17 protein-coding genes are annotated in these 19,095 nt (G+C 62.0%); 8 read left to right on the forward strand and 9 right to left on the reverse strand.

The window, feature by feature from the left end; translation table 11 throughout:
* Positions 1-56: 56 nt before the first annotated feature.
* The 8 genes from tadA to VFJ08_RS10880 form a co-directional block, all read right to left on the reverse strand.
* The gene (gene tadA / locus VFJ08_RS10845; RefSeq protein ID WP_324997225.1) at positions 57-542 is read right to left on the reverse strand and encodes a tRNA adenosine(34) deaminase TadA; all 486 of its coding nucleotides are present in this window, start codon (positions 540-542) and stop codon (positions 57-59) included.
* 177 nt (positions 543-719) lie between these two features.
* On the reverse strand, positions 720-2,633 hold the full coding sequence (locus VFJ08_RS10850; protein WP_324997226.1) for an ABC transporter substrate-binding protein: 1,914 nt from the start codon (positions 2,631-2,633) through the stop codon (positions 720-722).
* A 127-nt stretch (positions 2,634-2,760) separates the two neighbouring features.
* A complete protein-coding gene (locus VFJ08_RS10855) occupies positions 2,761-3,036 on the reverse strand; it encodes a DUF2160 domain-containing protein (protein WP_324997227.1) in 276 nt (91 codons plus the stop codon).
* A 14-nt stretch (positions 3,037-3,050) separates the two neighbouring features.
* Positions 3,051-3,845 (reverse strand): carbohydrate ABC transporter permease, encoded by a 795-nt coding sequence (locus VFJ08_RS10860; RefSeq protein WP_324997228.1) that lies wholly within the window; start codon positions 3,843-3,845, stop codon positions 3,051-3,053.
* Between the two features lies 1 nt (position 3,846).
* A complete protein-coding gene (locus VFJ08_RS10865) occupies positions 3,847-4,671 on the reverse strand; it encodes a sugar ABC transporter permease (protein WP_349256991.1) in 825 nt (274 codons plus the stop codon).
* 56 nt (positions 4,672-4,727) lie between these two features.
* A complete protein-coding gene (locus VFJ08_RS10870) occupies positions 4,728-5,834 on the reverse strand; it encodes an ABC transporter ATP-binding protein (protein WP_324997230.1) in 1,107 nt (368 codons plus the stop codon).
* A gap of 13 nt (positions 5,835-5,847) precedes the next feature.
* Entirely contained in the window at positions 5,848-6,948 is a 1,101-nt protein-coding gene (locus VFJ08_RS10875) for an ABC transporter ATP-binding protein (RefSeq protein ID WP_324997231.1), read from the reverse strand.
* A 227-nt stretch (positions 6,949-7,175) separates the two neighbouring features.
* Positions 7,176-7,973, reverse strand: coding sequence for a DeoR/GlpR family DNA-binding transcription regulator (locus VFJ08_RS10880; protein ID WP_324997232.1), 798 nt, complete (start codon positions 7,971-7,973; stop codon positions 7,176-7,178).
* Between the two features lie 234 nt (positions 7,974-8,207).
* Between VFJ08_RS10880 and glpD the strand changes: the two genes are divergently transcribed.
* From glpD to VFJ08_RS10920, 8 genes are all read left to right on the forward strand, one after another.
* On the forward strand, positions 8,208-9,737 hold the full coding sequence (gene glpD / locus VFJ08_RS10885) for a glycerol-3-phosphate dehydrogenase (RefSeq protein WP_324997233.1): 1,530 nt from the start codon (positions 8,208-8,210) through the stop codon (positions 9,735-9,737).
* Positions 9,738-9,953: 216 nt separating this feature from the next.
* Complete coding sequence (locus VFJ08_RS10890; RefSeq protein ID WP_324997234.1) at positions 9,954-10,775, forward strand: MIP/aquaporin family protein; 822 nt, start codon at positions 9,954-9,956, stop codon at positions 10,773-10,775.
* Between the two features lie 41 nt (positions 10,776-10,816).
* A complete protein-coding gene (gene glpK / locus VFJ08_RS10895) occupies positions 10,817-12,319 on the forward strand; it encodes a glycerol kinase GlpK (protein WP_324997235.1) in 1,503 nt (500 codons plus the stop codon).
* 306 nt (positions 12,320-12,625) lie between these two features.
* The gene (locus VFJ08_RS10900) at positions 12,626-14,137 is read left to right on the forward strand and encodes an aldehyde dehydrogenase family protein (RefSeq protein WP_324997236.1); all 1,512 of its coding nucleotides are present in this window, start codon (positions 12,626-12,628) and stop codon (positions 14,135-14,137) included.
* 165 nt (positions 14,138-14,302) lie between these two features.
* Positions 14,303-14,650 (forward strand): helix-turn-helix transcriptional regulator, encoded by a 348-nt coding sequence (locus VFJ08_RS10905; RefSeq protein ID WP_324997237.1) that lies wholly within the window; start codon positions 14,303-14,305, stop codon positions 14,648-14,650.
* A gap of 10 nt (positions 14,651-14,660) precedes the next feature.
* On the forward strand, positions 14,661-15,074 hold the full coding sequence (gene arsC / locus VFJ08_RS10910) for an arsenate reductase (glutaredoxin) (RefSeq protein WP_324997238.1): 414 nt from the start codon (positions 14,661-14,663) through the stop codon (positions 15,072-15,074).
* The gene (arsH, locus tag VFJ08_RS10915; protein ID WP_324997239.1) at positions 15,071-15,799 is read left to right on the forward strand and encodes an arsenical resistance protein ArsH; all 729 of its coding nucleotides are present in this window, start codon (positions 15,071-15,073) and stop codon (positions 15,797-15,799) included. The genes arsC and arsH overlap by 4 nt, the downstream gene beginning before the upstream one ends.
* 30 nt (positions 15,800-15,829) lie before the next feature.
* Positions 15,830-17,140, forward strand: a complete 1,311-nt coding sequence (locus VFJ08_RS10920) for an arsenic transporter (RefSeq protein ID WP_324997240.1) — start codon at positions 15,830-15,832, stop codon at positions 17,138-17,140.
* A gap of 30 nt (positions 17,141-17,170) precedes the next feature.
* Here the strand turns inward: VFJ08_RS10920 and VFJ08_RS10925 are convergent, their stop codons facing one another.
* A complete protein-coding gene (locus VFJ08_RS10925) occupies positions 17,171-18,973 on the reverse strand; it encodes an NAD(P)/FAD-dependent oxidoreductase (protein ID WP_324997241.1) in 1,803 nt (600 codons plus the stop codon).
* Positions 18,974-19,095 lie beyond the last annotated feature (122 nt).

Consider the following 19,095-nt stretch of genomic DNA (forward strand, 5'->3'; position numbering starts at 1 on the left):
TATACATCCGAAAGGATTAGCCCTATTGCGCCCGCCATAAACGGTTGCCGTCTCGATCAGCCGGCGCGTCCGCGCCGTACGCGGAAAAACCGCCGCAGCAGAGCGGCGCTCTCGTCGGCGAGCACCCCGCCTATATGCGCCACGCGGTGGTTGAGGCGCGGTTCGTCGAACACCGCGAAAACGGAATGCGCCGCGCCGGCGCGAAAATCGTTTGCGCCGTAGACCACGCGCGCGATTCGTGCGTGGCCGACCGCGCCCGCGCACATCGCACAAGGCTCGAGCGTGCAATACAACGTCGCGCCGGCAAGCCGGTAGTTGCCGATCCTCTGGCAAGCGGCACGGATCGCCATGATCTCGGCGTGCGCGGTGGCGTCATGCGCCGCGATCGGCCCGTTGCGCCCGCGACCGAGCTCAACGCCGTCGCGTACGATCACCGCGCCGACCGGCACCTCACCGGCGGCGTCCGCCTCCTCGGCCAACGTCAACGCGAGCCGCATCCAGTAGCGGTCAGCTTCGTCATCATCGGTTACGGCGTCGGTCATCGGGCGCGGCTCGGCGATCGCGGCCCGTCATTATGCCGTGTCGGCGCCAAGCGCTGCCCGCGAGCGACGGCGCGATCGCGTGGCGGGGGCGTTCACCGAGCCTATGAAAAACGAAAAGGCCCGACGCGATGCGCCGGGCCTTTCCCTCATACCGCAAATCGGCGGTTTCAGTCCTCTCTAGCTGTCGGATGCCTTTTTGCCGATCGAGGACGGGTCGTTGAAGGCTTTCAACAACTCATCGTACGGCAGCGTTTCGCCCGGCGGATCTTCATTTTCCATCGGGGGCTTCGGGGCGCCCGGCTGCTTGAACCAGTACTCCTTGCTCTTCTTCGGATTGAGCTTGGGCGGCGCCACCTTCTCGAGATTGGCTATCTGGATACGATGGAACACCTTGTCCATATCCTCGGCCACCGCATCCATGCCTTCCTGTGGCGAAAGTTCGCCGCTGTTGATCTTGGCGATGTTCGTCCACCACGCCGAAGTCAGCTTGCCGTAGGCCGGCACATTGACACCGGTCGGCGTCCAATACTTTTGCGCCGGGCTGCGGAAGAACTCGACCAGACCGCCGAGGTACGGCGCGGCCTCACCCATCGGCTTGGAGCTGATATCCGAGCGCCGAAACGGCGTCAGGCCGGCCAGGCTCTTACGCAGCGATACCGACTTGCAGATACAGAACTGGGCGTACAGCCAGCTCGCCGCCCGATGCTTCGGATCGGTGGCCTTGGGCAGCATCCAGGAACCGCAATCCTGGTAGCCGAGCTTCATGCCGGGTTCCCAGTACGGGCCGTGCGGCGACGGCGCCATACGCCATTTCGGCGTGCCGTCGTCGTTGACCACCGGCAGGCCCGGCTGCGTCATGCTCGGCGTGAACGCCGTGTACCAGAAGATCTGCTGGGCGATGTGGCCCTGAGCCGGCACCGGGCCGGCTTCCGAGAAGGTCATGCCCGCGGCTTCCGGCGGCGCATACTTATCGAGCCATTCCTTGTATTTGCGGATGGCATAGACGGCCGCCGGGCTGTTGGTGGCGCCGCCGCGCTCGACCGAAGCGCCCAACACGTTCAGATCGTCGTTGACGCGGATGCCCCAGTCGTCGACCGGCATGCCGTTGGGCAGCCCCTTGTCGCCGGCCCCGGCCATCGACAGCCAGGAATCGTGAATACGCCAGCCCAACGACGGCGATTTCTTGCCGTAGTCCATATGGCCATAAATACGTTTACCGTCGAGGTTCTTGACCTTGTTGGTAAAGAAATCGGCGATGTCTTCATAGGCCGACCAGTTGACCGGCACATCAAGCTCGTAGCCGTATTCGTCCTTGAATTTCTTCCGCAGGTCCGGACGGTCGAACCAGTCCTTGCGGTACCAGTACAAATTCGCGAACTGGCCGTCCGGAATCATGTACTGCTTATTGTTCAACGGCCAAGTCACATAGCTCTTGCCGAAGAAGTCGTCGAAATCCAGCGTCGGCAGCGTGACATCCTTGCCTTCGCCGGTCATGTAGTCGCTGATCGGAACGACGTCATCCATGCGTGGATGGGTGCCGATGAAGTCCGAGTCGTTGATGAAGATGTCGTAAAGCGAACGGCCGGTCGCCAATTGCGCCTCGAGCTTCGCCACCACGTCGCCTTCTTGCAAGGTCGCGTGTTCCACCTTGATGCCGGTGATCTGCTCGAAGGCCCGGGCCAGGATGTTCGACTCGAACTGATGGGTACCGGTGACCTCGGATATGGCCGTGATCTTCATACCCTTATAGGGCTGGGCCGCCTTGATGAAGTAATCCATTTCCTTCATCTGCTCATCGCGGGTCAGCGTCGAGGGTTGCAGAAAGCCGTCAACCCAGTTCTCGGCCGCTTTCCTGCCCGTCTCGCCCTTGCCGTAGTTTTTATAATCGGGAATCTTGCCCAGCGGCGGCAGATCCGATGCGCCGGACTGGCTCGATGCGGCCGCGGCGGCCGTACCCACGAACGGAACCGCGGCCACACCGGCCGCCGCGGCGGCGCCCGAGCGCAGGAAATTGCGGCGGTTGGCGTTGAAGCCTCGAGGAGTTTTGCCCCCCGTCCGACCCTGCGGGTCGTCCTCATGCTTTTTAGTCATGTCGATCTCCTTCCGATCGCAGTTATTGTCCGGCCCGCATAGCGCTGAGCCGGCGGTTTGACCGGACGCATCGCCTGCGAACTAACGCGCTGCGCCCGGCTAAAGATCTATTCGCTAATTCATGCGCTCAGCCGACGAGCACGACCACGGCCACCAGCACCACGACGACGGCCAGCAGAACCCAGCTCGTCAGCGGCACGAACACGATCCACAAAGCCGTGAGATAGGCCGATGCCAACAGTCCGATAAATAGACGGTCCCCGCGCGTGGTGCGCATGGGAATGATCCAGCCGCGGCGGTCGCGCGTCGGCTGTATGAACTGCCAGATCGTCATGCCGACCAACAACACACCGATGGCTGCGAAAAAGATTGCGGTGGGAAGCGTCCAGAGCATCCAATGCATGATCAAGCCCCTATTTAAACGCGGCCCAGCGCAAAGCCGGAAGCAATACGGTTGCGCACGAACCAGATGACGATGACGCCCGGTACAAGCGTGAGCGTGCCGGCGGCGGCGAGCAGGCCCCAGTTGGTACCCGAAGCGGTGAAGGCGCTGCCCATCATGGTCGGGATCGGCGTGGCGTTGGTGGTGGTTAGTGTCTGGACCAGCAACAGCTCGATCCAGCTGAACATGAAGCAAAAGAAAGCGGCCACGCCGATACCCGAACCGATCAATGGCAGGAATATTTTGATAAAGAAACGCGGCAGCGAATAGCCGTCGAGATAAGCGGTCTCGTCGATCTCACGCGGCACGCCGGACATGAAACCTTCCAGAATCCAGACCGCCAGCGGCAGATTAAACAGCGTATGAGCCAACGCTACGGCGAATACCGTATCGAACAGATGAATGCTGTGATAAAGCTGGAAGTACGGAATCAGAAACACCGCGGGCGGCGCCATCAGATTAGTCAGCAACCAGAAGAAAAGATGCTTATCGCCCAAAAAATTGAAGCGCGAAAAGGCATAAGCGGCGGGGATCGCCAGCGGCAGCGTGATCGCGACGTTGATCAGCACATACGACAACGAATGTAGGAACGCGCCGCGCCAGTCGGGGTGGTCGAAGATTGTCCGGTAATGCTCCAGCGTCCAGTCGGACGGCCATAGCGAAAGCTGGGTGATGATTTCCTGGTTGCTCTTGAACGACATCGTGACCAACCAATAAATCGGAATCAGCAGGAACAGGATGAACAGCGTCAGGCCGATACGACGAACCATCTTATTCGCCCCCCTCGTTCGTGCCGACGCGGGTCAGCACGATATAAAATATATAACTGATCAACAGAATGACCAGGAAGTAAAGCAGCCCGTAGGCGGCGGCCTTGCCGTACTCGAACTGCCCGAGCGCCGTATTGGCCAGCATCTCGGTCATGAAGGTGGTCGTGCTGCCCGGCCCGCCGCCGGTTACGATCAACGGCTCGGCATAGACTTTGAAGCTGTAGACAAAGCGCAGCAGGATCGCGATGGTCAGCACGCCGCGCAACTTGGGTAGCTCGATGAAGCGGAATACCGCCCAACGCGATGCGCCGTCGATGCGGGCGGCTTGGTAGAACGCCCCGGGGATCGCGCACAGGCCGGCATAGCACAGCAACGCCACCAGCGAAGTCCAGTGCCAAACGCTCATGATGATGACCGTGAACCAGGCCGAGAAGAAGCCGGTGGAATAGTTGTAGTCCAGATGCAGCCAATTATTGACGAACGCGCCGAACAAGCCGATGTCGCCGCGGGAAAATATCTGCCAGATCAGGCCCACGACGTTCCACGGCACCAGTAACGGCAATGCCAGCACGACCAGCACCGGGCCTACGGCCTTACCGCTGCGCGGCATGGTCAGCGCCACGCCAATGCCCAGCGGCACCTCGACGCCGAGCACGATCGCGGTATAGATCACCTGACGATAGAAAGCACTCCGGAATTCCTCGTTGGTCAACGCGTCACGGAAGGTTTCCCAGCCGACAAACGCATGGTTTTGCATGCTGAACACGATCTGCACGCTGTAATTGACCACCGCCATGAAGGGAATCAGCGACGCGAACGCCACCATCAGCACGGCCGGCAGAGCTAGAAACCACGCCCTGTTGTCGGAAAAGCGGTTGTCGTTCACGACGTCACCTCGTCGCCGATCAGGCGTTCGTTGCGATAAAGACAGACCCACCGCGACGGGAACTCGACCGCCATTTCACCGGTGTCGACCTCGCCGGCTTCGACCGGCAGCTTGATCTTGATCTCGTGGCCCTCGAGCTTGGCCGTAACCAACCGAAACTCGCCCATGTCGGCGACGTGCGTCACGGACACTTTCAGGCCGTTGTCGCCGGCGGCGCGCGTCACGAATTCGGGCCGGATACCGAGCTTGAACTGGTCGTTACCCGAGCCGTGCTTGGCGGCCGCGCCGGCCTGGGCATCGGTGAGCGGAATATGAGTCGAGCCGACCACGGCCGCGCCGTTCGCAATCGAACACGGCAAGAAGTTCATACCCGGGCTGCCGATGAAATAACCCACGAAGGTGTGCTCGGGGCGCTCGAACAGTGCCTGCGGTGTACCCACCTGCACCATTTCGCCGTCCGACATCACGACCACCTTCTCGGCGAAGGTCAGCGCTTCGATCTGATCGTGCGTGACATAGATCAGCGTATGGCTGAACTGCTTGTGCACTTCCTTGAGCTGGCGCCGCAGCCGCCACTTGAGCTGCGGGTCGATCACGGTCAGCGGCTCGTCGAACAGGATCGCCGACGTATCGTCGCGCACCAGGCCGCGCCCCATCGAAATCTTTTGCTTGAGTTCGGCGCCCAGGCCGCTCGCGCGACGTTTGAGCACGTCCTCGAGATCGAGCATCGCCGCGACTTCGCGCACGCGCTTGTCGATCTGCGGGCGCGCCACGCGCCGGTTGCGTAGCGGAAACGCCAGATTGTCGTAGACGCTCATCGAGTCGTAGAGCACCGGAAACTGGAATACTTGCGCGATATTGCGCTTTTCCGGCGACATCGCGGTCACGTCTTGGTCGTCGAAATACACACGACCTTCCGAAGGCGCGAGCAAGCCGGAACAGATATTGAGCAGCGTGCTCTTACCGCAGCCGGACGGACCCAGCAACGCATACGCGCCGCCATCCTCCCAGCGGAAATTCATCGGCTGGAGCGCGTAATCGCTATCTTGCCGGGCGTGCCCGGAATAGCTGTGCGCGACTCCGTCGAAACGAATCAAGGCCATAGTGATCGAGTCCCTAGTGTTCGCGTTGGCGTTCGCCGCCAGCGGCTTCGGGGGAGTGAACGAGTTGCCCGTCGCGGTCGAAAACGAACAATCTTTCGATATCGAAACCGAGTTCGACCGGCGCGCCCAGTTCATGCTCATGCACGCCCGGCTGCACGGCGACCCAGGGCAAACCGGCCACCTGGCAATGAACATAGGTGTCGGAGCCACTGATCTCGGTGACATCGACCGTGGCCGACAGGCCAAGGTCGGCGCTTTCATCGTCGATGGTCAGGTGCGCGGGCCGCAAACCGAACAGGTACTCGCCCGCGTCCAGACCGGCCAGCGCCTGGGGGCGGGCCCCGCGCAGCAGATCGGCCAATCTCAATTCGTCGCCGGTGAGCTCGCCTTCGACAATATTCATGGGCGGATCGCTGAATACGCTCGCCACATGGGTCGTCGCCGGCGCCGCGTACACACGGGCGGCGTAGTCGTACTGGCGCAGCCGCCCTTCCTCGAGCACGGCCGTGCGACCGCCGAAGGCCAACGCCTCCCAGGGATCGGTGGTTGCATACACGACCATCGAGCGCCGCCCTTCCAGCGCCCGGGGCAATTCCTCGCGCAGCGTCTCGCGCAGCTTGTAGTCGAGGTTCACCAGCGGTTCGTCAAGCAGCACCAGTTCAGCATCGCGCACCAGCGCGCGCGCCATGGCTGTACGCTGCTGCTGCCCGCCAGACAGCTCGGCCGGCAGCCGATCCAGCATCGCTTCGATATGCAGGCGCTCGGCCTCGGTCCGCACCCGCCGGTCGATCTCGGCCGACGACACGCCCGCGATGCGCAGCGGCGACGCGATGTTCTCGTAGACCGTGAGCGACGGGTAGTTGATGAACTGCTGATAGACCATGGCCACGTTGCGTTTTCGCACCGCGCGGCCGGTCACGTCCTTGCCCTCCACCAGAATGCGCCCCGTGGTCGGCTTGTCCAGCCCGGCCATCAGTCGCATCAGCGAGGTCTTGCCGGACAAGGTCAAGCCCAAAAGCAGCGACAGCGAGCCGCTTTCCAGCTCGAGATCCATCGGTGCGATATGGGTTTGGCCACCCACCACCTTGGATACATTGTCGAGCACTAGCGACATCGCCCTTCTCCTCCTGAACATGCTGGCAGCTTTATCGGCTGAACAGACAAACAAGCGAATTTGCCGGATCTTGAACGGTCGGGATCAAGTACCGGGCGTTTTCTAAATCTAGCGGCCGACTGTTTCTAAACGGCCATCGTTAACTGAGCCCGAGCATAGTGTTCGAATTCGAACACGAGCAACTAGCCAAAGGTCGTAGGCGAACATTTGCCAGCCCCTGGATACGACTAATCGGCAATGTGGACCGCCACCCCGTGCTCGGCCAACACATCGGCAAGAGCGCGCGGCGGCGCACTGTCGGTGAACAGCGCGTCGATGCTGTCCGCAATATGGCCGGCGCGCACCAGCGCATGCCGGTTGTACTTGGTCTGATCGGCGAGCAGGAACACACGGCGTGCATTGGCGATGATCACGCGCAGCAGCCGTACCTCGCGGTAATCGAAATCGAACAATGAACCGTCCGACTCGATGCCCGAAATGCTCATGAGCGCGTAGTCGACCTTGAAATTACTGAAAAAATCCAGGGTCATCTCACCGGTCACCCCGGCGTCGATCGGCCGGACCGCGCCGCCGGCCACCATCACTTCGGCATCCTTGCAGGACGAGATCATGCCGGCGATCTGCAAGTGATTGGTGATCACGCGAAGCCCCTTGTGGCGGGTGAGCGCACGCGCGGCTTCCTTGGTCGTGGTGCCCAGGGTCAGAAACAGGGACGCATGATCGGGAATCTCGCGCGCCACCAGTTCCGCGATCTTGCGCTTACCCTCCAGATTCAGGACCTGACGGGCCTCGTACGCAATATTTTCGACCGTGGACGGCAGGCCTGCGCCTCCGTGATACCGGCGCAACAGACCGGCCTCGCACAGGGCGTTCACGTCGCGACGCGCCGTCTGTTGCGTGATATCGAAATTTCGGGCCAGCGCCCCGATGGCAACGAAACCCTGCTGTTCCACCAGATCAACGATCGCACGCTGGCGCGCTGTCGGCGTCTCGTCGCTCGATGCGGGACTACTCGACGATGTCACTCGGCTTCTCTCCTTTTTCCGGCTCCGCACATGCGAATACTTGTGATCGATACGCTCCTGACGCCCGCCGGCGACTGCGATCGATCCGGTCCGCGCACACGTCTATAGTCACTGCGAACCCGCCTCAAATGCATACTAGCCCGTGGTCGGCCATTGCCATCTACAACTTTTGTTGTATTTTTGTTTTCGCTTTCGAACTCTAAGGTTTTAATCCGAACATTAAACAGGCCTGACATGAGCGCTCGGCAAATATATGACTTGATCGTAGTCGGTGGCGGGATCAACGGCGCCGGCATTGCCCGCGACGCGGCCGGCCGCGGCCTATCGGTTCTGCTCTGTGAAGCGGACGATCTGGCCAGTCATACATCCTCGGCCTCGACCAAGCTCATTCACGGCGGCCTCCGTTATCTGGAACATTACGAATTCAAACTCGTGGCCAAGGCCTTGTCGGAACGCGAAATTCTGCTCAAGGCCGCGCCGCACATCATTTGGCCGATGCGCTTCATCCTGCCGCACCAGAAACATCTGCGCCCGGCCTGGATGATTCGTACCGGGTTGTTTCTCTACGACCATCTCGGCGGCCGTCAAACTTTGGCCGGGTCGCACGGCGTGAAGTTCGTCGACCACCCGGCCGGCGCGCCATTGAAGCCCGACTTCAACAAAGGCTTCGTTTATTCCGACGCCTGGGCTCAGGACGCCCGCCTGGTCGTGCTCAATTGCATGGACGCGGCGAACCGCGGCGCAACCGTCATGACGCGTACCGCTTGCGAATCCGCACGTCGCGACGGCGAGGGCTGGCAGATCACCCTCAAAACCGCGGACGGCGAGACCATCGAAACGCGAGCGCGAGCGCTGGCGAATGCGGCCGGACCTTGGGCGGTGCATTTTCTCGATCATATAGTCGCGATGGATCACCCGTACGCTCTGCGGTTGATCAAGGGCAGCCACATCGTCGTGAATAAACTGTTCGATCACGACTACGCCTATATTTTTCAGCAACCTGACGGGCGCATTGTGTTCGCCATTCCCTACGAACAAGACTTTACCCTAATCGGCACCACCGATATCGAGCACGAGGGCGCGCCCGGCCAAGTCGCGATCGATGCCGACGAGGTGGCCTATCTGTGCGAATCGGCGAATCGGTATTTCAAACGTTCGATCGGGCCGGATAACGTGGTCTGGAGCTACTCGGGCGTTCGTCCCTTGCTCGACGACCGTCGGGACAATGCCAGCGAGATCACCCGCGATTACCGTATCCAGCTCGATACCGAGGGTGGCGCGCCACTGCTCAACGTGTTCGGTGGCAAGCTCACCACTTATCGGCGCTTGGCCGAGGACGCGGTCGATCAACTTGCGCCGCAACTGGGCAACCGGAGCAAGGCCTGGACCGGCGATGGTCATCCGCTGCCCGGCGGCGACCTATCCACCCCGCAACGCCTGCTCGAATTGCTGCAACAAAGCCATCCCTTCCTGGCCCGCGATATGGCCTATCGCCTAGTCTTCCACTATGGCACCAGGGTGTACGAAATTCTTGGTGCCGCGACAGATCTGGAAGATCTGGGCGAGCACTTCGGCGCCGGGTTGTATGCCGCCGAAGTCGACTATCTACGCGAACACGAGTGGGCGCGCACGGCCGAAGATATCCTTTGGCGCCGCTCCAAGCTGGGCCTGCGCCTGAATGAGAACGAGGCGCGCCGGCTGGGTGAATATCTCAGCCAACCGGCGGTAAAGCAGGTGGTCTCGAAATCCACGCAATCGGTCTAATAAATCGGTGACGAAATACGCAAAGCATAATGATTTCGTGCGCGCGGCCCGTCGCGCACCCGTGCCGCGCGCTCTACAACGAGCCGAAGCGGCTTGTATTAGTACTCCGAAAAGGTTTGTCTATTTGATTACCGGGGTAATAAGTAGAGTTGCCCAGCGACAACTTGGCTACCTACCGTCAATATCAGGTCATTATCGGCGATATGCAGGTGCGATATGGCTCGACAATATCTGGGCGAGCTCGTTGCGGAAGCCGCCGGCGTATTCATCATCGTGGTTTTCGGCGACAGCGCGTCCGCCATGTATTTTCTCTACGACCCCAGCCCTTATATGCATGCTTACTGGGGTGTGGCGATTTCCTGGGGCCTCGCGGTCACGATCGCGATTTATGTCACCGCCTCGGTGACCGGCGCCCATGTAAATCCGGCGGTGACCCTCGCTTTCGCCTGTTTTCGCGATTTCGAGTGGAAGAAGGTCGTGCCCTACTGGCTGGCGCAGACCATCGGCGCGTTGGTCGCCGCCGCTATTGTCTATGCCCTGTTTTATCCCGTCATCGATCATCTGTTGGCCGCGCACCACACCGTGCGCAGCGCCGATACCGATATCGCACAGAAAACCGCCGCCGTGTTCTTCACCCATCCCAACACGCACATCACGACCATGCATGCCTTCATGGACGAAATCATCCTGACCGCACTGCTGGTATTCGGTATTTTCGCGATCACCGAGCAATACAACGACATGGCGCCGATGGCCAATTCGGGTGCGTTCATGATCGGTCTGCTGGTCGCGCTCATCGGTGCGTCGATGGGCTATCTTGAAGCCTGGGCCATCAATCCAGCGCGCGATTTCGGCCCGCGCGTATTCGCCTGGTTGGCCGGCTGGGGCTATCAGGCGTTTCCCTCGCCGAAGGATTATTGGTGGGGGCCGATCGCCGGACCACTGATCGGCGGCGTCGTCGGTGGCGCTGCTTACCAGTGGCTCATCCGGCCGTTTCTGCCGGCCCGCGCGGGCGCCGATCCGGACGACGCCGAATAGGCTGTGCACATCATCATCGCCATATCCCCGAGGAGTCAGCCATGAATAAGAAATATATTCTCGCCATCGATCAGGGCACGACCAGTTCGCGTTCGATGCTGTTCGATCACGGCGGCCGGATATCGGGCGTCGCTCAGCGTGAATTCGAACAGATCTTTCCGCGCCCGGGCTGGGTGGAGCACAACCCGCGCGAGATCATGACCAGCGTGCTCACCACGCTGACCGAGGTGATCAACAACAGCGAGGTGGACGTCTCCGAAATCGCGGGCATCGGCATCACCAATCAGCGCGAGACCACCGTGGTCTGGGACAGGAACTCGGGCCATCCGGTGTATAACGCCATCGTCTGGCAGTCGCGCCATTCGGCCGAGATTTGCGACCAGCTACGCGAAGCCGGCCACGCCGAGATGATCCGCGACAAGACCGGCCTGGTAATCGATGCTTATTTCTCCGGCACCAAACTCAAATGGATCTTCGACAACGTCGAGGGCGTGAAGGAAAAAGCCGACAACGGCGACCTCCTGTTCGGCACCATCGACTCCTGGCTGATCTGGAACCTGACCGGCGGCGAAGTGCACGTCACCGATGTGACCAATGCCTCGCGCACGATGATGTTCAATATCCACGAACGACAGTGGGACAGCGAATTGCTCGAGCTGTTCGGCGTGCCCGAATCGATGCTGCCGGAAGTGAAGTCTTCCAGCGAAGTCTATGGCAATGTGCTGCCCAAGTACTTCTTCGGCAACGAACTGCCGATCGCGGGCGTCGCCGGCGACCAGCAGGCCGCCCTGTTCGGCCAGGCCTGCTTCGAACCCGGCAAGGCCAAGAACACCTACGGCACCGGCTGCTTCACACTCATGAATACCGGCACCGAGGCCACGGCCTCGGACAACGGTCTGCTCACTACCGTGGCCTGGGAAATCGACGGCCAACTCGAATACGCCCTGGAAGGCAGCGTATTCGTGGCCGGCTCGGTCATCCAATGGCTTCGCGACGGACTGCGCATGCTGGGCAAGGCCTCGGACTCGCAAGACTACGCCGAACGCGCCGGCGACAACGACGGCGTGTATCTGGTGCCGGCCTTCACCGGGCTCGGCGCGCCGTACTGGGATTCCAACGTGCGCGGCGCGATGTTCGGGCTGTCCCGCGGCACGACCAAAGAACATTTCATCCGTGCGGCGGTGGAATCGCTGGCCTACCAAAGCACGGACGTGCTGCTCGCCATGCAGGCCGACGCCGACCTGAAACTGACGGAGCTGCGCGCCGACGGCGGCGCGATCGCCAACGATTTCCTCGCCCAGTTCCAGGCCGACATCCTCGGCGTCGAGGTGCTGCGCTGCGAAGTCAACGAAACCACGGCGTTGGGCGCGGCTTATCTGGCCGGGCTCGCGCTCGGCTTCTGGGAGTCACGCGAGCAGATCGCCGAACAATGGGTGATCGAGCGCCGCTTCGAGCCCGTCATGAGCGAAGACAAGCGCCGCAGCTACTACGCGGGCTGGAAACGCGCCGTAGAAGCCACAATGGGCTTTCGCGTCGATTCATAAAAACGCCGTTGCAGCCGGCACACAAAGCCCCGTCGTGGCAATACGGCGGGGCTTTTTTCTTTTCGACGCCGCGCGTCGAGGCGTCTGGGTGTGGCCGCCCGCCGCCACAGCTGTGGCGATCGGGGCGGCCTGCCGTCGCCCGGCCATGCCGCCGGAGCCCCGATCGTCGGCCCCGGCCGCCGCCCGTTCCACTGGCGCGAAATTTGCGCTATCACTGGTAAACGGCGTTCGAAGATAGACACGTCGGCCGCTCCGCGTGACGGCGCGGCCGGAACACGTTAAAGAACACATAAGAGGAGATGCACCATGTGCGCAGTCGCAGCCCGCGAAGTCGAACTCGAATCCAGCGTTCGGGAATTCATCGACCAACCCAGAAACATGCTCATCGGCGGACAATGGGTCGCCGCCGAATCCGGCAAGACCTTCGAGGTTTACAACCCCGCGACCGATGAAGTCGTGGCCCATGCGCAATCGGCGGAAAAGGCCGATGTCGACAAGGCGGTGAAAGCCGCGCGCAAGGCCTTCGATGACGGGCCCTGGACGCAGATGTCGCCCGCCGAACGCGGCCGCATCGTATGGAGGATCGGCGACCTGATCATGGAACATCAGGAAGAACTGGCCCAACTCGAAGCGCTGGACAACGGCAAGCCGATCGCCATCGCCCGCGCGGCCGACGTGCCGCTGGCGGCCGAGCTGTTTCAGTACATGGCCGGCTGGGCCACCAAGCTCAACGGCGAGCAGATCGGCATCACCGTGCCCTACGCGCCCGGTGCGGCGTGGCACGCCTACACCCGGCGCGAACCGGTCGGCGTTTGCGGCCAGATCATCCCCTGGAACTTCCCGTTGCTGATGGCCGCCTGGAAACTTGGCCCGGCGCTGGCCTGCGGCAACACCGTGGTCATGAAGCTGGCCGAGGAAACGCCGCTGTCCGGCTTGAAACTCGCCGAGATCATGCAGGAAGCCGGCGTGCCCGACGGGGTGGTCAACATCCTCACCGGCTTCGGTGAAGAAGCCGGCGCGCCGATCGCCGCCCATCCGGCTGTCGATAAGATCGCGTTCACCGGCTCTACCGAAGTCGGCCGGCTGATTGTCGACGCGGCCAAGGGGAATCTGAAGAAGGTCTCGCTCGAACTCGGCGGCAAGTCACCGAATATTATCCTTGACGACGCCGACCTGGAAAAAGCCATTCCGGGCGCGGCCAACGCCATCTTCTTTAACCACGGCCAATGCTGTGCCGCCGGATCACGTCTGTTCGTGCACGAGTCGATCTACGATCAGGTTGTCGAAGGCGTGGCGGATTTCGCCCGCAATATCAAGCTCGGTCCGGGGCTGGATCCGGAAACCCAGATGGGCCCGCTGGTTTCGCGCACCCAATTCGACCGCGTTACCGGCTATCTGGACGCCGGCAAGAAACAGGGCGCGCGGGCAGCGGCCGGCGGCGAACGCGGCGAAGGCAGCGGCTATTTCGTCGAACCAACGGTGCTGGTCGACGTCGCCGACGACATGAGCGTTTATCAGGAGGAAATCTTCGGACCCGTGGTCGCGGCGACGAAGTTCTCCGATGTCGACGCCGACCTCATCAAGCGCGCCAACGACACGGTCTTCGGCCTGGCTTCCGGCGTGTGGACGCAAGACATCGGCAAGGCCCACAAGCTGGCGGCCAAGATCCGCGCCGGCACGGTGTGGGTGAACTGCTACAACATCTTCGACGCCGCCCTGCCCTTCGGCGGCTTCAAGCAGTCCGGTTGGGGGCGCGAAATGGGCGAACAGGTGTTGAACAACTACACCGAAACCAAGTCCGTGGCTGTGTCGCTGTAACACCCCGCTGCGCTGGATATCGGCCGGCCCTTCGGGGCTGGCTTTTTTGGTCTCGCCCCAGGATTTGAACGGCCGGGCATGTGCTTGCCTTCAGGTCCTCAAACCCGAATGACGTTATTCACCGCCGAATTGCGTTTATCGCAACATGTCCATAATATTAGACATATGGACGAGAAAAATGCTATCGAGCGCTTTTCGGCGCTGGCTCAGGAAACCCGGATCGCGGCTTTTCGTCTGCTGGTTCGTCACGAGCCGAACGGTCTGCCAGCGGGCGAAATCGCACGGCTGCTGAATGTGCCTCACAACACAATGTCCGCGCATCTCGCCGTGCTGACCCGCGCCGGACTCACTGTACCGCAGCGCCAGAGCCGATCGATCATCTATCGCGCCCATCTCGCGCACATTCAGGAAACCGTGGGGTTTCTCGTTCGCGACTGCTGCGCCGGCCGCCCCGAAGTCTGTCAACCGTTACTCGACTCGCTGGCCGGCTGTGCCTCCGCCTCCCATCAATAAGGACCGCCTCATGCAACCGCTGATCTATCACAACCCAAATTGCGGGACCTCCCGTAACACGCTGGCGATGATCGAGGCCTCTGGCGAGACACCCGAGATTGTCGAATACGTGGACAATCCGCCTTCGCGGGAACGATTGCTTTGGCTACTCGAGCAGATGGGCATGACGCCGCGCGATCTGCTGCGCCGCAAGGGCACACCTTATGATGAGCTCGGCCTGGCCGATCCCACCCTCACCGACGAGCAATTGATCGAGGCCATGCAAGCGCATCCGATCCTCATCAACCGGCCGATCGTGGTGACCGCCAAGGGCGTGCGCCTGTGCCGGCCGTCGGAGCGGGTGCTGGATCTGCTGGCGACACCGGTGGCCGCGTTCACCAAGACAGACGGCGAAGTCGTTACCTATACGAAAGGCGAAGTATGAACAAGCGCCTTGATCTGGCCGATCTACCGAACATCGATCCGAATTTGCTGGAGCCCATCGACATCGACGCCCTGGCCGGGCCGGACAGCCCACGGTACGCGCCGCGTATTCTCATCCTTTACGGCTCGCTGAGAGCGCGCTCCTACTCGCGCTTGCTCGCCGAAGAGGCGGCCCGTCTGCTGTGCTGGCTCGGCTGCGAGGTGCGGGTTTTCGACCCCGCCGGCCTACCGCTCCCCGATGACGCCGAGGCGGATCATCCGCGCGTCCAGGCACTGCGGGAATTGGCGACGTGGTCGGAGGGCATGGTGTGGATCAGCCCCGAACGCCACGGCGCGATGACCGGGATCATGAAGGCCCAGATCGACTGGATTCCTCTGTCGCTGGGCGGCATCCGCCCCACACAGGGCAAGACGCTGGCGGTGATGGAAGTTTCCGGCGGCAGCCAGAGCTTCAACGCGGTTAATCAGTTGCGCGTGCTGGGGCGCTGGATGCGCATGGTGACGATTCCGAACCAGTCGTCGGTGCCCAAGGCGTTCGGCGAGTTCGACGAGGCCGGCCGCATGAAGGATTCGCCGCTGTATCGACGCGTGGTCGATGTCTGCGAGGAACTCGTGAAATTCACCTGGCTGATGCGCGACCGGGCCGGCTACCTGACTTACCGCTACTCCGAACGCGTGGAAAGCGCCGGGGAAACGTCGAAACGGGTCAGCCAGGTCGCACACTGAGCTATACCCCAACCGGAGCGATTCCCGCCCATGCTGGGGCTGGCCATCTTCATCATCACGCTCGTGCTCGTCATCTGGCAGCCGAAGAACCTGGGCATCGGCTGGAGCGCACTCGGCGGCGCCGCGGCCGCACTGGCCACCGGCGTGGTGCAACTCTCGGATGTCGCCGTGGTCTGGCATATCGTCTGGGACGCCACGTTCACCTTCGTCGCGCTGATCGTTATTTCGCTGATCCTCGACGAGGCGGGCTTTTTCTCCTGGTCGGCGCGGCATATCGCGCGCTGGGGCAACGGGCGCGGCCACCGGCTGTTCCCGCTGATCGTGCTGTTGGGCGCGGTGATCGCCGCCGTCTTCGCCAACGACGGCGCCGCTCTGCTGCTCACGCCGATCGTCATCGCCATTCTGGTAAGACTGGAATTTTCCGCCCCCGCGGCGCTGGCCTTCATCATTGCCACCGGGTTCGTCGCCGATACCGCCAGCCTGCCGCTGGTGATATCGAACCTGGTCAATATCGTCAGCGCGAATTTCTTCGAAGTGCCGTTCGACCGCTACGCGGCGGTCATGGTGCCGGTCGATCTGGTCTCGATCGGCGCCACGCTCGCGGTGCTCTGGCTCGCCTTCGGCCGCAAGCTACCGAAGCGCTACCCGGTGAACGAGATCGACCCACCGGCCAGCGCGATCGTGGATCCGTACGTGTTTCGCGCCGCGCTGCCCGTGCTTGCCGCCCTGCTGGTCGCTTATTTCGTGCTGGCCCCGTGGCATGTGCCCTTCTGCCTGGTTACCGGCGCCGGCGCATTGATTCTGTTGGCCATCGCCGGCCGCTGGTGGCGCGGCGGCCAGGGCGCCATCGTCCCGCTCGCCCCGGTGATGCGCAACGCGCCGTGGCAGATCGTGCTGTTCTCGATCGGCATGTATCTGGTGGTTTATGGCCTTGGCCAGGCCGGGCTGACGCACTACGGCGCCACGGTGCTCGATTGGCTCGGCCGGCAGAACGCGATCGTGGCCACACTCGGCACCGGTTTTCTTTCCGCGTTCGTCGCTTCGGTCATGAACAACCTGCCGTCCACGCTGGTGGGCGCGCTGGCGATCAAGCAGGCGCACGTGCCCGAAGTCACGCGCGAGCTGATGATCTATGCAAACGTGATCGGCAACGACCTCGGCCCCAAGTTTACCCCGATCGGCAGCCTCGCCACCCTGCTGTGGCTGCACGTGCTGGCGAACAAGGGCTATCGCATCGGCTGGGGCCAGTACATGAAAGTCGGCCTCGTGCTGACGCCGCCGGTCTTGTTGGCAAGCCTGTTCGCACTGGCGATCTGGCTGCCGTTGATCACGTCGCCATGAGGAGCCCCGCAAAGTTCGCAAGGGCCGGTATCAACTTAGATGGTGCGTTTCCTGTAGTCCGTAAACCGGCGTGGGAATGCCCTCCATCCGGGCCTTGAGTTGCAGCGCGAGATAATGCGAGTAGTGGCGCGACTGGGCGAGATTGCCGCCGTGGAACCACAGGCCGCCCTGTTGCGTGGGCTTCCACATATTGCGCTCTTCGCCTTCCCACGGGCCGGGGTCCTTGGGCGTGTCGGAGCCGAGCCCCCAGACCTTGCCGACCTTGTCGGCCACGTCCTGTGAGATGAGATCGGCGGCCCAGCCGTTCATGGAGCCGTAGCCGGTGGCGTAGATGACGACGTCCGCCGGAATCTCGCGGCCGTTTTCGAGCACGACACTGTCTTCGGTCAGTTCCTTTACCTCGGCGCCGCTTTCCAACTTGATCTTGCCGTCGATGATGAGCTGGCTGGCGCCGACATCGATGTAATAACCCGATGCCCGGCGCAGATATTTCATCATCAAGCCGGAGTCGTCCGGGCCGAAGTCGTGCATGAAGCCGGCCTTTTCCAATTGCCGGTAGAACTCGGCGTCTTCCTCGCGAATCGCGTCAAAGACTGGTTTTTCAAAATTCGCCATGACCGCGTAGGGGATCGAGGCGACAAGCAGGTCGGCCTTTTCGGTGGTGATGCCGTTTGCCACCGCTTGTTCCGAATACAGCGGGCCGAGTGCGTGTTTCAGCAGCGATTCCGAGCGCGAGATATGCGTGGACGAGCGCTGGATCATGGTCACGTCGACGCCGTGCTCGGCGAGCGCGGCACAAATGTCGTGCGACGAATTGTTCGAGCCGATCACGACCACCTTCTTGTCTTCCATGCCCTCGGGGCCCGCGTGCTCCGACGAGTGCTGCTGGACACCCTTGAAGCGGTCCTGGCCGGCGATCGTCGGCACGTTGGGCTTGCCGGACATGCCGGTGGCGAGCACTAGCTGCTTCGGCTCGATCGTGATCTTTTCGCCGTCGCGTTCGACCACGACGCGCCAGGTGCCCGTGTTCTCGTCGTAGCTGGCGTGCTTGGCCTCGGTCCGCCCCCAGAAGTTCAGTTCCATGACTTTGGCGTACATTTCCAGCCAGTCACCGACTTTGTCCTTGGGCGAGAACACCGGCCAGTTGTCGGGAAATTTGATGTAGGGCAGGTGGTCGTACCACACCGGGTCGTGCAGACACAGCGACTTGTAGCGCTTGCGCCAGGAGTCTCCGGGGCGTTCGTTCTTCTCGACGATTAGCGCGGGCACGCCGTGCTGACGCAGGCGCGCGCCGAGCGCGATGCCGCCTTGCCCGCCGCCGATGATCAGTACATAAGGCTGGACGGTAACGCCGAGTTCGGCCAGTTCGGCCTCGCGATCCTCGGCCCAGGTCGGCTCGCCCTGATGCTCGCCGTGTTTGGCGCCGAACGGCCGCGAGCGGCCTTTCGGCTCCTCGTAGCCCTTCAACTCGTGCATCGTGGTCAACAGCGTCCAGATCAGACCGTCCTTGAGCCGAATATAGCCGTAGCCGCGGGCGACGGCGGTATCGAACACGATGAAACCTTCGGTAATGCCGTCGGCGTGGGCGGCGGGCTCGTTATCGTCGAGCCTCCAGCCGCCGGGCTTCACCTCGTCCAGCCGTGCTTCCAGCATGTCGCGGATCGCCGTTTTGCCCTCCACCGTCCTGATATTCCAGGTGAACGCGACCAGATCGCGCCAGTAGCAATCCTCGGCGAACAGCTCGAGGGCGCCGTCCAGATCACGGCTGGCCAGCGCCCGGTTGAGCGCGGACAGCACGTTCTGGATCTTGGTGCCTGCTGCGGTCTCCAGCATGGGGGTTCTCCTCTCTTTCATTTTGTGGTGAATCAGACGCCTGTTCGACCAGTTTTTAGGCGGAGCACGATCTCGGATACTTAGCGTTCTCTTCCGGGTCGTTGTTTGTTGGCTGCCGGCCC

The organism is Salinisphaera sp. (assembly GCF_035690525.1).
In the GTDB taxonomy this organism is placed as follows: Bacteria; Pseudomonadota; Gammaproteobacteria; order Nevskiales; family Salinisphaeraceae; genus Salinisphaera.